17 protein-coding genes and 3 pseudogenes are annotated in these 14,307 nt (G+C 31.8%); 12 read left to right on the plus strand and 8 right to left on the minus strand.

Annotated features, from left to right (window positions below; genetic code table 11):
* Nucleotides 1-24 precede the first annotated feature (24 nt).
* From JVV30_RS10200 to ychF, 3 genes are read left to right on the plus strand one after another with little or no spacing between them, the layout of a single operon-like run.
* Nucleotides 25-906 (plus strand): mechanosensitive ion channel family protein, encoded by an 882-nt coding sequence (locus JVV30_RS10200; RefSeq protein ID WP_053030277.1) that lies wholly within the window; start codon nt 25-27, stop codon nt 904-906.
* A 21-nt stretch (nt 907-927) separates the two neighbouring features.
* Complete coding sequence (locus JVV30_RS10205; RefSeq protein WP_204194180.1) at nt 928-1,131, plus strand: DUF951 domain-containing protein; 204 nt, start codon at nt 928-930, stop codon at nt 1,129-1,131.
* 11 nt (nt 1,132-1,142) lie between these two features.
* Nucleotides 1,143-2,240: a redox-regulated ATPase YchF gene (gene ychF / locus JVV30_RS10210; RefSeq protein ID WP_053030275.1), complete on the plus strand. Its 1,098-nt coding sequence runs from the start codon at nt 1,143-1,145 to the stop codon at nt 2,238-2,240.
* Nucleotides 2,241-2,351: 111 nt separating this feature from the next.
* Here the strand turns inward: ychF and JVV30_RS10215 are convergent, their stop codons facing one another.
* Both JVV30_RS10215 and JVV30_RS10220 read right to left on the minus strand, forming a co-directional pair.
* Entirely contained in the window at nt 2,352-2,543 is a 192-nt protein-coding gene (locus JVV30_RS10215; RefSeq protein WP_011276869.1) for a hypothetical protein, read from the minus strand.
* A 64-nt stretch (nt 2,544-2,607) separates the two neighbouring features.
* A pseudogene (locus JVV30_RS10220) lies at nt 2,608-3,414 on the minus strand (glycoside hydrolase family 25 protein).
* Between the two features lie 287 nt (nt 3,415-3,701).
* Between JVV30_RS10220 and rpsF the strand changes: the two are divergent.
* Genes rpsF through rpsR form a run of 3 tightly spaced genes read left to right on the plus strand, consistent with a single transcriptional unit; the run spans nt 3,702 to nt 4,822 of the window.
* Nucleotides 3,702-3,998, plus strand: coding sequence for a 30S ribosomal protein S6 (gene rpsF, locus JVV30_RS10225; RefSeq protein WP_053030273.1), 297 nt, complete (start codon nt 3,702-3,704; stop codon nt 3,996-3,998).
* Nucleotides 3,999-4,019: 21 nt separating this feature from the next.
* Nucleotides 4,020-4,532: a single-stranded DNA-binding protein gene (gene ssb, locus JVV30_RS10230; protein ID WP_053030272.1), complete on the plus strand. Its 513-nt coding sequence runs from the start codon at nt 4,020-4,022 to the stop codon at nt 4,530-4,532.
* A gap of 47 nt (nt 4,533-4,579) precedes the next feature.
* Complete coding sequence (gene rpsR / locus JVV30_RS10235; RefSeq protein ID WP_002447994.1) at nt 4,580-4,822, plus strand: 30S ribosomal protein S18; 243 nt, start codon at nt 4,580-4,582, stop codon at nt 4,820-4,822.
* Between the two features lie 93 nt (nt 4,823-4,915).
* Here rpsR and JVV30_RS10240 read toward each other — a convergent pair whose 3' ends face one another.
* The 4 genes and pseudogenes from JVV30_RS10240 to JVV30_RS13565 form a co-directional block, all read right to left on the minus strand.
* A complete protein-coding gene (locus JVV30_RS10240) occupies nt 4,916-5,497 on the minus strand; it encodes a hypothetical protein (protein ID WP_204194182.1) in 582 nt (193 codons plus the stop codon).
* A pseudogene (locus tag JVV30_RS10245) lies at nt 5,494-6,693 on the minus strand (tyrosine-type recombinase/integrase). The gene JVV30_RS10240 and the pseudogene JVV30_RS10245 overlap by 4 nt, the downstream one beginning before the upstream one ends.
* A 59-nt stretch (nt 6,694-6,752) precedes the next feature.
* Nucleotides 6,753-7,529: a DUF1828 domain-containing protein gene (locus JVV30_RS10250; RefSeq protein WP_204194184.1), complete on the minus strand. Its 777-nt coding sequence runs from the start codon at nt 7,527-7,529 to the stop codon at nt 6,753-6,755.
* Nucleotides 7,530-7,547: 18 nt separating this feature from the next.
* The gene (locus JVV30_RS13565) at nt 7,548-7,997 is read right to left on the minus strand and encodes a DUF6978 family protein (protein ID WP_239469362.1); all 450 of its coding nucleotides are present in this window, start codon (nt 7,995-7,997) and stop codon (nt 7,548-7,550) included.
* Between the two features lie 518 nt (nt 7,998-8,515).
* On the opposite strand from JVV30_RS13565, the gene JVV30_RS10260 reads away from it, so the two are divergent.
* Nucleotides 8,516-9,175, plus strand: a complete 660-nt coding sequence (locus JVV30_RS10260) for a hypothetical protein (RefSeq protein WP_204194185.1) — start codon at nt 8,516-8,518, stop codon at nt 9,173-9,175.
* A gap of 101 nt (nt 9,176-9,276) precedes the next feature.
* Nucleotides 9,277-10,069: pseudogene (locus JVV30_RS10265) on the plus strand (IS30 family transposase).
* Nucleotides 10,070-10,249: 180 nt separating this feature from the next.
* Here the strand turns inward: JVV30_RS10265 and JVV30_RS10270 are convergent.
* Nucleotides 10,250-10,507 (minus strand): hypothetical protein, encoded by a 258-nt coding sequence (locus tag JVV30_RS10270; protein ID WP_053030271.1) that lies wholly within the window; start codon nt 10,505-10,507, stop codon nt 10,250-10,252.
* Between the two features lie 217 nt (nt 10,508-10,724).
* Here JVV30_RS10270 and JVV30_RS10275 point away from each other — a divergent pair, with 217 nt between their 5' ends.
* Complete coding sequence (locus tag JVV30_RS10275; RefSeq protein ID WP_204194186.1) at nt 10,725-11,474, plus strand: amidohydrolase family protein; 750 nt, start codon at nt 10,725-10,727, stop codon at nt 11,472-11,474.
* 177 nt (nt 11,475-11,651) lie between these two features.
* A complete protein-coding gene (locus JVV30_RS10280) occupies nt 11,652-11,900 on the plus strand; it encodes a GlsB/YeaQ/YmgE family stress response membrane protein (protein ID WP_011276862.1) in 249 nt (82 codons plus the stop codon).
* 238 nt (nt 11,901-12,138) lie between these two features.
* Here JVV30_RS10280 and JVV30_RS10285 read toward each other — a convergent pair whose 3' ends face one another.
* Entirely contained in the window at nt 12,139-12,372 is a 234-nt protein-coding gene (locus JVV30_RS10285) for a hypothetical protein (protein ID WP_053030269.1), read from the minus strand.
* A gap of 456 nt (nt 12,373-12,828) precedes the next feature.
* On the opposite strand from JVV30_RS10285, the gene JVV30_RS10290 reads away from it, so the two are divergent.
* Both JVV30_RS10290 and JVV30_RS10295 read left to right on the plus strand, forming a co-directional pair.
* Nucleotides 12,829-13,458: a LysE family translocator gene (locus tag JVV30_RS10290; RefSeq protein WP_204194187.1), complete on the plus strand. Its 630-nt coding sequence runs from the start codon at nt 12,829-12,831 to the stop codon at nt 13,456-13,458.
* Between the two features lie 23 nt (nt 13,459-13,481).
* Complete coding sequence (locus JVV30_RS10295; protein WP_070855667.1) at nt 13,482-14,060, plus strand: histidine phosphatase family protein; 579 nt, start codon at nt 13,482-13,484, stop codon at nt 14,058-14,060.
* Nucleotides 14,061-14,307 lie beyond the last annotated feature (247 nt).

Raw genomic sequence — 14,307 nt, forward strand, 5'->3', positions numbered from 1 at the left:
GTTAAATAGGGAGGTTGCTATTATATGAATCAGGTCAAAAATGTATTGTCTTCATTATTTGAACCATTAACAAAGATAGAAACATATGAGAATTTAGCTATCAAAATAGCATTAATTCTCATATATATTATTGTTGCGTTGATTGTTATAGCAATATTAAACAAAGCAATTGAACAAGCATTTAAAATACAAAACCGTAGTAGCAAAGGAAATAAAAAGCGTTCTCGAACATTAATTTCACTAGTTCAAAACGTAGTGAGTTACATCGTATGGTTTATTGTGATTACTACCATCTTAAGTAAATTTGGAATTAGTGTTGAAGGCATCATTGCGAGTGCTGGGGTCGTTGGTTTAGCTGTTGGTTTCGGTGCGCAAACCATCGTTAAAGATATTATTACAGGCTTCTTTATCATATTTGAAAATCAATTCGACGTTGGTGACTATGTTAAAATCAATAGCGGTGGTACAACTGTAGCAGAAGGAACTGTGAAATCTATCGGCTTAAGATCAACACGTATTAATACTATTACAGGTGAATTAACGATATTACCAAATGGTAGTATGGGCGAAATTACGAATTTCTCTATTACCAATGGATTCTCTATAGTAGAAATTCCAGTATCTGTGGAAGAAAATTTAGATAAAGTTGAAAAACGTCTAAATAAATTATTTACAGCAATGCGTAGTAAATATTACTTATTTATTACTGATCCAGTCGTGGAAGGTATTGATTCGTTAGATGAAACGAAAGTAACGTTTAGAATATCTGCTGAAACGATTCCTGGTGAAGGTGCATCTGGCTCAAGAATATTACGTAAAGAAATTCAAAGAGTGTTTGTCCAAGAAGGTATTAAATTACCACAACCAATTTACATTAAAAATAATAATCAACAAGGCAAATCTTAATTATTATTGAGGGGTAATTTCATGACGTCAAATTATGGAATAAATGATATAGTAGAGATGAAAAAGCAACATGCATGTGGAACTAATCGATTTAAAATCATTCGTATGGGTGCTGATATTCGTATCAAATGTGAGAATTGCCAACGAAGTATTATGATTCCACGTCAAACGTTCAATAAAAAAATAAAGAAAATATTAGTATCATATCAAGATACTGAAGGTTAGGAGAATGATTAATGGCTTTAACAGCAGGGATTGTAGGCTTACCAAACGTAGGTAAATCTACCTTATTTAACGCAATAACAAAAGCGGGAGCATTAGCCGCTAACTATCCGTTCGCAACAATTGATCCAAACGTAGGTATCGTAGAAGTGCCAGATACACGTTTAAATAAATTAACAGAAATGGTTGAGCCTAAAAAAACAATTCCAACGACATTTGAATTTACAGATATTGCAGGGATTGTAAAAGGTGCCTCTAAAGGTGAAGGTTTAGGAAACAAATTCCTTTCACACATCCGTGAAGTAGATGCGATATGCCAAGTTGTACGTGCGTTTGATGATGAAAACGTTACACACGTATCAGGTCGCGTCAACCCATTAGATGATATTGAAGTCATTAATATGGAGTTAGTATTAGCAGATTTAGAATCTGTCGAAAAACGTTTGCCTAGAATTGAAAAAATGGCACGTCAAAAAGATAAAACTGCTGAAATGGAAATGAGAATTCTCTCTAGAATTAAAGAAGCACTTGAAAACGGCGACCCTGTACGTAGTATAGACTTCAATGATGAAGATCAAAAATACGTTAACCAAGCACAACTACTAACATCTAAAAAAATGTTATATATTGCCAATGTCGGTGAAGATGAAATTGGTGACGAAGATAATGATAAAGTAAAAGCAATTCGTGAATATGCGGCGAAAGAAGATTCTGAAGTTATCGTTATTAGCGCGAAAATTGAAGAAGAAATTGCTACATTAGATGACGAAGATAGAGCGATGTTCCTTGAAGATTTAGGCATTGAAGAACCAGGACTAGACGTACTTATCAGAACAACATATGATTTATTAGGCTTATCAACATACTTTACTGCAGGTGTACAAGAAGTACGAGCTTGGACATTTAGACAAGGTATGACAGCACCACAATGTGCAGGTATTATTCATACTGACTTTGAACGTGGATTTATTCGTGCTGAAGTGACTAGTTATGATGACTATGTAGAACATGGTGGCGAACAAGGTGCTAAAGAAGCGGGTAAACAACGTTTAGAAGGTAAAGAATACATTATGCAAGATGGCGATATCGTGCACTTCAGATTTAACGTTTAATCATTTCTCAACGGATTATGTGAGTAAAATAAAAAGCAATGTAAGTTTCGCTTAGCTTAAGTGACAAGAGACTTACATTGCTTTTTTTATATCATTTGTTTCATTTATATCTTAAAAGAACGGTATAACTTTACTTGCTTCAATAATGTCTTTGGTGCTAAAAAACTGTTTACCTTCTCCAGTATAAGCAGGTTCAAGAATCATATTGGCTTTCGCACAATATAACCATTCTGGATTGATACCGCAATTTAAGACTTCTTGAAATTCTTGAAAATCTTTATTCCAATCTAAATCTAATTGCATATTTTACACCTCGACTTCATTATAGAACAAGTGTTCGTAAAAATAAAGTGTTATGTATGTATTTTTAATCAATAAACCAATCAGCCGTAACATTGGCATCTAAGTAATTCGCATCAACATTTTGGTTTAACTCTGGTGCATAGTAATGATCAGTGTATTGCCATAATACTTTCTCTCTATTAGGTTCTTGTGTTTGATATGCTGCTAACCAATAACCATCATAAGCACTCACTGCATTAGGAACATTGTTAATCATAAAGTTCTCATAAGAATAAAATAATATTTTTTTATTTCCAGCAAGTTGTCGCATTTAATCTGCCCAAGCTTTTGTGGCAGTGTCAGCATCACCAGAAGTGATGGAATTTTGCTCAAAATCATTAACATAGAATGATGCTTTAGGCGCACGATTATAAAGCGTTTGTGCTTCATTTCGAGCGTCATCGGCATTTTCATACATGCTGTATGAGTATACACCAAATTTCATATTATTGTTATCTAGTAAAGTTGAATTGTTCTCTAAACATTTATCGACATATTCGGAGCCATATTGACCTCGAATAATAATAAAATCATAATCTTGTTTTAATTGTTTGATTTGGGCGTCAGTTAAGTTGCCTTGCCACTCTGAAATATCTAATACACGTTCACCGTTTTGTGTGGTCACTGCTTTGGATTTTGATGAAAAGGTTGAACGATTACTTGTTGAAGCATCTTGTTGGTCGGGGTTATTTTCAAGATATTGTTGATATCCATACCCCATTGTCCCTTTTTGGCTACCTCCAGAATGCTCAGAAGCGTTTGCATTTAACGCACCTACAGAAGTCGCCATAATAGTTAAACATGCAATAGATGATGTTGCCTTTTTAAACATTTGAGCTCTCCTTTAGATATTATATTTTTTAGAAATAATACTATGTAAAATGCAGTTGTGATATTAGTATAAAAAGTTCTAATTCGCAACTTTATATAAGACGCGATTCATATATAAGAAAATTAAGTTATAGGCAATACAAAATAGTGAGGCGGAGGATACATAAAATATATTGTAAAAAGTAATACTCTGTGCTATAATTCTTGATTGTGAGTAATGAAAATTATTCCTTGCTTATCGTTAGTATTCGATAGGCCGCATAGACCACAAGGAGGTGCAAGTATAAAATGAGAACATATGAAATTATGTATGTCGTACGTCCAAACATTGAAGAAGATGCTAAAAAAGCACTTGTTGAACGCTTCAACGGTATCTTAGCTTCAGAAGGATCAGAAGTTTTAGAAGAAAAAGACTGGGGTAAACGCCGTCTTGCTTATGAAATTGAAGATTTCAAAGAAGGTTTCTATAACATCGTACGCATTAAAACTGATAACAACAAAGCTACAGACGAATTCCAACGTTTAGCTAAAATCAGTGACGATATCATCCGTTATATCGTTATCCGTGAAGACCAAGATAAGTAATAAGGTAATGGGGGCGTTTTAATGATAAACAGAGTTGTATTAGTAGGTCGTTTAACTAAAGATCCAGAATACAGAACCACTCCCTCAGGCGTAAGTGTAGCGACATTTACTCTAGCAGTTAATCGTACTTTCACGAATGCTCAAGGGGAACGCGAAGCTGACTTCATCAATGTCGTTGTGTTTAGAAGACAAGCAGAGAACGTGAATAATTATTTATTCAAAGGTAGTCTAGCTGGCGTTGATGGTCGCATACAATCACGCAGTTATGAAAATCAAGAAGGTCGTCGTATCTTTGTTACTGAAGTTGTAGCAGATAGTGTTCAATTCCTTGAACCTAAGAATGCGCATGGTGGCCAACGTAATCAAAGTAATAACAATGATTTCCAAGACTACGGTCAAGGATTTGGTGGTCAACAATCGGGACAAAATACGTCTTATAATAACAATAATGCATCAACTAATAAACAATCTGATAATCCATTTGCAAACGCAAACGGACCGATTGATATTAGTGATGATGACTTACCATTCTAATAACAAAATGAACGTATAAAAATTTATTCTAAAGGAGGTAATTAACCATGGCAGGTGGACCAAGAAGAGGCGGACGTCGTCGTAAAAAAGTATGCTATTTCACAGCAAATGGTATTACACACATTGACTATAAAGACACTGAATTATTAAAACGTTTTATCTCAGAACGCGGTAAAATTTTACCACGTCGTGTAACTGGTACTTCAGCTAAATATCAACGTATGTTGACTACAGCTATCAAACGTGCTCGTCATATGGCTTTATTACCATATGTTAAAGACGAAAACTAATATATAATTAGTATTTAAACCCCGTAGGCTTAAAGCTTACGGGGTTATTTTTGTGCTTTGCGAATTTAGAAAAAAGGTAGAAAGAGGGCAACTTTAAAATATTTCGAGTAATTTATATACAAAAGCAATGGTTAATAATATTACTGGTACTGATATTATCAATCTAACGATCAGACGTTTAATAATTGGCTTTATGTCTTGTTCATCTTCAAAAAATAAAAGTGGGTCTTTATTCACTTTATTGTAAAAAGTATTTCTACTATTAAAAATGCAAGTATGCATATTCAAAAATAATAGAAATATTATTATTATTCCTTTTTGTTTTAAATCATCTTGATTCCATGCACCGATTTGATTCAGATAAGCTATAAGACAAGATACTAGTGCAAAAAATCCAGACATCACTTTAATTTTGAAAGATTCCAATTTAACAAAATCACTTGGTGCTTTATTATCAGTGTTTCTAGCATTGTACGAGTAAATGGAACATTGATAAATAGCATCTAAAAGAAAAACAAATAATATCTGAAAAGCTATAAAGAAAGTGTTTATTAAGTCGTTCTCACCTTTTTCAATTAAATAAATTAATTGTAATGTTAGGGTGAAGTAACCGATAGTAGCAATTAATAAAGTCGATATAAAGGAACAACTTTGTCTACTGAATAAAGAAATCATAAACTATCTACTCCTTCCAATTTATTCATCATATCTTTAGCCATCTGAACAGTAACATATGTGTATGTTTTTAGGGTAGTTTTATAATCTGAGTGTCCTACAGGGTCTTGTATAGATTTTAGGTTAATCCCTAATTGTGCAAGTGTTTAGATGTGAGTATGACGTAATGTGTGAGTTGTTACATGTTTCTTGATTGAACTAATCTCAGTAGCCTCTTGAATAATACCGTTAATTTTATTTAAGTCGATAGGGCTATCAGCTATATTAGTGAATTCCTAACCCCTATCAATAAATTCTCCGTTCCACTGTTTTTCTTTAATATTCTCTAAAATAAGTGTTTTAAGTATGTTGATACTTTGAGTAGTGAGCCCTATAGTTCTATAACTTTTCCTTGTTTTAGTCGTCTCTTTAACTCCAAATGCTCCCGTTTCCTTATCGGTCACCCAATTAATTGTGCCATCAATCTCAAGTGTTTTATGTGCAAAGTTTATAATGTCTGACTTAATGACAAGTAGTTCGCCAATACGCATACCATTAGCAACTTGGAACTGTACTATAGCTTTAACCATATTATAGTTACGAGTTGAATGATTTTTATGTTTAATTAAGTAGTCGAAACAATCAATTAACTCTTTAACTTCGCTATCCTCTAAATAGTTATTACGTTTAGCTTTTAGTTCATCTCTAGTTTTAGCCTTTTTAGGAATAATGATTTTATCTAGTACATTTATATCTTGTAAATCGTAATATTTAAACGTATATTTGAACACAGAACGAATAATGATAACTAGTGATTGAAAGTGTCCTTTACTATGAATTTTAGTCCACTTATTAATAATATCTTGTAGATATGTATGTGTAATGTTGTTTATCAGCACTTCTTTATCTATAGCGTTTTAACTGTGGTAGTATTGCTTACTTTATCTTTAATAGTAGTGGCTTTGGAACCAGAATGGATTTTATAATGCTCTAGCCACTCATCACATGTAGCATGAAAAGTTAACGTTTTAAGGTTAGTAGATGTCTTGTCATTTAGCTTTGCCTTAATGCGCGCATTTAAGCGTCTTTGAACCTCTTTTTATTCGTATTCAAAATTACGCTAGTACGTCGTCATTTGTTTGTGAGAGGGTTTTTACACTTCTCATAATAGCGATATGTACTTCACCATGTTTATTAGTAAATTTTTTATGCCACATGTGAGTGTGTCTTCTAAAAAAGATAAAAAATAATAAGGGTAGGTAGGCTACCCTAAAAATTAAGCAGTTAAAGCTGATAGGATTTGTTTTTTATCTGACCATTTCAATATTGATAAATTCTCGTGTTGAGCAACTGTAAGAGTTCTATTAGTTATTGGATTTTCAATATCGTTTGCGATAATTAACATCTTTGGTTCTAAATTATTTTTATTTAGTCTATTTGGTTTAACATCCCTGTAAATGTAGGAGTCTGTTGTCACCTTATTAAAATCTAAATTATTAGCAAAATTTATTAATTTTTCAGGGGCTGACTTTGTAGCAGGTAAAATGTAATCAATAGAATGCTTAATACCAGATTCTCCAGATATCGCTACTTTAGCAGATCCTATAATGTCTTCGTCATAAAAGAAATCAAGTACTTCTTCATAAAACAGATTGGAAACATTTGATTTTGTAGTCATTGATAAATCATAAATTTTTAAGATGCCCTGAATTAGGTTATGTTTCGATTGAGCAAAGCTTTCGTTTTTTACATTTGCAATTATTTCATCATTATTTAGCTCTAGACTAAACTGATTCAATACATTTTTAATTAATCTTTCTCGAGTTTTAGTAGTAATATCAACACCTAACAAATCTAGTTCATTTAAAGTTAATCCATCATCTGATAACTTTATTTCACTATTAGGTAGCATATCAACATATATTCTAATGTAGTCATTTATATGATTTTTAAAAGGTGTGGTAATTTCCATTGAATTATTTAATTGCTTATACTTATATTTTTGTTTTAACCAATTAAAATATTCATTCATCTTTTGTTCTATAAGTTCCATTAATTACCACCCCTTTACTCATACTAATTTTGATTTTAGTATAACATTTTCATGAGATATATTGGTATAATCCATAAAAAAATCTAGTGAGTCTGAGAGCTCTTCTACTAACTCCTCATCTTTTACTTCTGATAATGGGATAGCTATCCCTCCATTATCGTATTCATCTGTAAAAATGTGCAAGTGAGGAGTAGGGATCACTGTATCGTTTGGGGGATTTGAGTGGTCAGCGCCATTAACATCAAAACGCACCATTGGGTGCTTTTGAGAAATACTATTTAGTAAAATTGATAAATTATCAGGATTTCTATGACCTTTTTTATTGATTATCAATTTAAACTTTTCTGACTCATCACTAATATGTATAATATTGTGTTTAGTTTGTTCCCCAGCAATAGGTATATTCACAACACTTTTCTCAAATACTTTTATTTTGTCCATCAGAGTTTCAAATAATTCTTTTTTCATTCTTATCTCCTTTATTTATAAAATTTATATGAAAGCGTCACGTGCATTTAGTTAGAGATATTAATAACTACAAAGAAGTTTTGGAGGAAAACGCAAAATTACTTTCTGACTCTTTTTTTGTGCACCTAATATAAGTGTGCTAGTTAGTAATACGCCGAATATCTTTTTCATATGTATATCTCCTTTAATCCTCGTTTAAGATTATTTTACCATCTTTAATTTTTAATTTATCTAGGTCGTTAAAAATTTCTCGATACTCTTCACGGTCTATAAAATCTGCTGATTTTTCGGTTGTTTCTTCATCTTTAGATATAACTTGTTGGATCTTTGTGAAAAAAAGATATATCAAATTGAACCTTCGAAATACTTTATAATTACATAATAGACTATAAGTTTTAACGTCATTCAAAAAGTGGATTTTTATTATTTAATTGCCTTAGAATTTAAAGGTCTATACTTCTAGATGTAAAACTATTAAAATAATTAGTAATTAACAAATAAATAAGAGGTAACATGTAATGATTGATTATTTAAAAAGAAGTTTCCCACTATTAATTTTATTTATTTCTGTAACAATATTTTTTATAGCTGCATTATTACAAAGTGTATTTAAAATAGATATACAAGATGGTATCTCATTGGCAATAGCTTTTATTGGTATATTTGCTACTTTTGGAGGTGCATATTTAGGTGCTAAAATTTCTGGAGAGAATGCTATTAAGCAATATAAATTTCAAGAAAAAAGAGAAGCTTTTAAAGATATATTATCTTTATTAAATGAGATAGAGAGTTTAAGTAAAGAAATGAGAGATATCAATAATCATAATAAACTAGAAATTGAAAAAGTTGTCAAAAAAGAAATTCCAAATCCATTATTAAGTTACGAAGATTTATACAAGAAATGGGAAAAAGTATATAGTCACATAATTTACAAAAGTTATATAACTAATCTAAATTTACATGATATCAAAAAAATTAAAGAGCCAACACAACTATACATTTTCTTAAAATTAGACACCTTTGATATTATAGAAAAAAATGCTGATGATACATACCAGCTAAAAAAACCAGAAGGTGAGGAATTCCGAGAACATATTTATACTTGTGATGTTTATATTACTAGTACAGTCCCTAAAAATATAAAAAAACTTAGAGGTATTTTAAAAGACGAATTGTAATATTAAGTGCAACACTAATAAAATTCCATAAAAAAGGCCTATGGTTGGCACTTTATTGTAAGATGTTAATAACCACAAAAACACATACAAGGGGTGCCAATATGAGCTATATTCATCTTACAATAACTGAGCGTGCAAGTATAGAGATTCTTTGGAAAGAAAATTATTCTTTAAGAGCGATTGCTAAACGGTTAAACCGTTCGGTTTCTACCATTTCTCGCGAAATTAAAAGAAATAAATTCAATCATAATTATGTTGCTGAAACAGCTCAAACTAATTATGAAACTCGAAAAAAGAATTGTGGTCGTCCTTCTAAATTTAAGACAAAAAGGCAAGGGACAACGACCTAAAGAAACCCGGGGTCGTTTCAACATTGGTAAATCAATATCTCAACGTCCTAAGGATATTAAAAAACGCAATTCTTTTGGCCATTGGGAGGCAGATACAGTTGTTTCAAGCCGAGGAAAAAGTAAAGGCTGTCTGGCTACTTTCGCAGAAAGAAAATCTCGATATTAGATTTGTTTTCTAATGTCTGATCGCTCTTCTAAATCAATGTAAGTAGCTATAAAACAACTTATTTCATCTTTGCCTAACAACGCTGTAAAAAAGATTACTGTAGATCGTGGTAAAGAGTTTTCATGTTACAAAAATATTGAATCTCAATTTGAGGTCGATATTTATTTTGCTGACCCATATTCTGCTTGGTAGCGTGGAACTAATGAAAATTCTAATGGATTACTTAGAGAATTTTTCTCTAAGAAAACAGACTTAGCAAAGGTAACTCAAGAAGAGTTGGATTATGCTTTAAACTCTATTAACCATCGTCCTAGAAAGTGTCTTAATTGGAAGACGTCTTATGAAATTTTAAATTCTGAGTTGTTGCAATTAAATTGACAACTCAACGTATAAAAAATGCGGTTAATGGAACAATCAATTTGTTTTATTAACCGCATTTCTTTTAGAACCGTTATTTTGAGCTTTGTAATTCAAAAATGCCAGTAAATGAATTTATAAAAATCTCATTTACTGGCATTTTTGCTAGGAATTATGTCCCAGCCCCTTAATAATTTTAAATTATAAACGAATATCGATATCGTCAATTTGCTGTTGATATTCTTTGTATTTACTTTCGACTAACATTTGATAAGGCGTGTCGAAGAAGTCTGCAAGAATCATTGCATCTTTAAACTTAGGTTCGTGTTGGTGATTTTCCCATTCCCATAATTGATGGGGTTCATAATGTGTACCATATTTTTCGTTAATTAATTCAGTTAATTCGTTAATTTCAAGATTTCGTTTAGTTCTTAAATTAAAAAGTGTATGTGAACTCATGAAACATAACCTCCTAAAATTCAAGTTTGAATTTAAATTATTTTTTCTTACTTTCCAAGTTTATTTATTATAAGTAAGTTTTTTTAAGTCTTTTATATATAACCTAAGTTATTTTACTATACTAGTCCTGTTCACAATAATTATCAAGTTTTTTAGTTGATAAATATTAATTATGTTATCTTTATTTCAAGAAATATAAATAAAGAGGGAATTTATAATGAAACTATTTGATTCGCATTTTCATATCATTGACTTTGATTATCCGGTTAAAGAGAATAATGGCTACATACCCCCATCATTTAAGGTTAATGATTATTTAAATCATACTAAGCAATTAAATGTTGTAGGAGGTGCAATTGTATCAGGGTCATTTCAAGGGTTTGATCAAGATTATTTAATAACGGCATTAGATCAACTTCAAGGTCAATTTGTTGGGATAACGCAGCTACCTGCATCGACCTCTGACGATGAAATTCTTCGATTAAATGATAAAGGGGTTAGAGGTATTCGATTTAATGTTAAGCGCGGTGGGTCTGAAGATATAGCGCTTATCAAGACGTTTGCGCAAAGGGTATATGATTTAGTTGATTGGCATACTGAAATTTATATTGAATCTAAACAATTAAAAGACTATCAAGAAATTATAAGCTCATTACCCCAAGTATCAATCGATCATCTCGGCTTGACTGTAGAGGGCTTTGAGGATTTAAAAACGTTAGTTAAACAAGGTGTTTATGTTAAAGCAACTGGATTTGGGCGTATAGAGATAGATCCCATTAAAGCCAATGAGGAACTAATTGAAATTAACCCTGAGGCCATTATGTTTGGTACTGATTTGCCCTCTACTCGAGCAAAGCGTCCTTTTAGTGAACAAGATATTGAGTTAATTCAAAAGCATTTTGGTGAAGAGACACAAGAGAAAATCTTTTATAAAAATGCATTAAAATTTTACAGAATTTCAGAATGAAAATCGAATTTGTAGTAGTGGAAAACGAATATATAAATTATCCATAATTTTTATAATGAGATTTGATATAAGTTTAAATAAAAATATAATAAAATTATATCCTAATGTTTATTCATATTGATGCGTGGTATATAAAAGAAGTATACAAAAATAGAAGATGTAAGGAGAGTTCTGAATATGGGCTTTATTGTTATGTTAATAGTCGGAGGATTAATCGGCTGGGTTGCCGGTATGATCATGGGTAAAGATATCCCAGGTGGTATCATCGGTAACATCATCGCTGGATTAATCGGTTCAGCAGTAGGTAGTAAATTATTAGGTACTTGGGGACCTGTATGGGGTGGCGTACCAATCATTCCAGCACTAATCGGTGCAATTATTGTTATTTTCGTTGTTTCTTTAATTTTAAAAGCACTAAGAAAATAAGAGTAATATCTAAAACAGTCTGGGATATAAATAGTATAATAATGCTATTTAGCAAATTCGCAGTAGCTGACTGAACCGAGAAGGCGCTTTAATCAAGCTTTTCTCAGTTCAGTCATCCTTGTGGGCGGTGCCCCAACAAAGAGAATTTCATTAAGAAATTCCACAAGTAAAGCAAGATGGGAGCGGACGACGAATTCAAAAGAATTCTGTCCCGCTCCTTTTTTAGTTTAATGAAATTTTAATTAATTAAAGCCTGATGGTTATGAATATCTTCAAAATCATAGTTCTTAATAATCTCACATCCTAATGGATGTCTGCCATTATCAACATGTTGATTAACTTCTTCTAGTACTTCTAAAATTTCATATTCTGGTGTTTCAATATTAAATGAATATCTAAATATATGTCCGTGATCAGATTTAACAGTTGCCATGAGTTCGTCATTAATCATTTTATAGCCTAGCAATTCCATTATTGATTCCCCCCCAATAAGTGTGATTACTTAGTTATAATGTAGCATGTAAAAATGCATGATGACAGTAATTTTACTTAAATGCTAATGATTATCATTTCGGTGTTTATTTTGTGAGGAATACTAGGAAAAGGGATTAAAATTGGGCATAAAAAGAGGGTGACGTCGGGTTAAGGCGTCACCCAGGAGTATTATGTTCATGAATATAAAAGACTTTGTAGTTATTATTTAACTACACCCTTATACTACCATGTAACCGACCATAATGACAATGAAAAGTACTTAAAATATAAAAAAATTTCGCTTAGTCCTATGATTTGTAAAAGTCGTATTTAAGTTAAGTATTAAACGCTAAAGGATCGTGCTACTTTTGGAATTTTAGACTACCCGTAGACTTACATTTACAATTTAAGTATGCCATAATCTGTATAATATTAAATTGAAGTGGGTGTGTATATGGAAGGCATCTTAACCTTTATTACTATTACGTTACTTATCATTATAGTGCCTGGTCCTGATTTTTTAATTGTTATGAAAAATACAATCCATTCGGGTAAAGTAAATGGGGCAATGTCAGCATTAGGTATCACTACTGCACATGTTATTTATTCGTCATTAGCTGTGTTGGGAATTATATATATCCTTACAAGTTTATATTACATATTTTTGATCATTAAAATACTTGGTGCGTGCTATCTAGTGTATTTAGGCGTACAAAGTATTCACACCGCACGTCAGTCGATGAATTTTAATACAACTTGTATTGGCATCGATGATGTGAGCTATTTTACTTCGTATCGTCAAGGCTTTATAAGCACTATTTTAAATCCAAAAGCACTACTGTATTATGTGAGTGTTTTACCTCAATTTCTATCAACTGGTGGTATTGAAGTAAAGTCACAAGTAGCCATTTTATCTATAATTGTCATCATCGTTATCTTAATTTGGTTTTTATTCTGTGTATTTGTATTTCAATATATTAAGTTACTATTCAGTCAACCGAAAATAAAAGCTGCATTCGATTATATGGTAGGTATCATTTTAATTGGATTATCCATTCATTTATTATTAAGCAAGAGTAGTTAAATTAAAGTAAAGGATTGTAGTATATGAAACTATATTTAGTGAGACATGGTGAATCACAATCAAATTATGACAACAAACATAAAAGAGCTTATTTCTGTGGTCAATTAGATGTACCACTAACTAAAAAGGGTATTGAGGGTGCACAAAATTTAGAAAGTTATTTTAAAGAAAGACAAATTGATCACGTCTATGTATCCGACTTAACGCGTACGCAAGAAACCTATCGCTATATCTTTCCTTATGAGATACCGACGACAATTACGTCATTGCTTCGTGAACGTTCACTTGGTGTGTTTGAGGGCGAGTATAAAGATACGTTGATGCATGATGCGAAGTATCATCGTTACTTTAATGATCCGGAATATAAAGATTTCCGTCACAGTTTCACTCAAAAAGCGCCTGAGGGTGAGAGTTATAGAGATGTGTATCATAGAGTTCATCTATTCTTTGAACAATTGAATCGTCATGATGATAAAACAATTGTGATTGTAGCACATCAAGTCGTTATTCGTTGTATATTTGCATATTTCAATATGATTGATGAGGATGAAGCATTAGATTACAATGTCGACAATTGTAAGCCGTACTTTTTAGAAATATAATATGTATGAAAATAATTGTTTAACAATTAAAAGAGGCTAGGACATACATAATATAATGGTGCTATTTTGCACATTCGCAGTAGCTGACTGAACTGAGAAGGCGCTTAAATCAAGCTTTTCTCAGTTCTAGTCATCCTTGCGGGGGTGGGACGACGAATTCAAAAGAATTCTGTCCCACTCCCTTTTTTATTTACTTATCCTGGAACTTTATGCCCCGGACGTTTTTGTAACATCTATTTAGCGATAG

Origin of the sequence: Staphylococcus sp. GDY8P47P (assembly GCF_016892225.1) — a bacterium.
GTDB lineage: Bacteria > Bacillota > Bacilli > Staphylococcales > Staphylococcaceae > Staphylococcus > Staphylococcus borealis.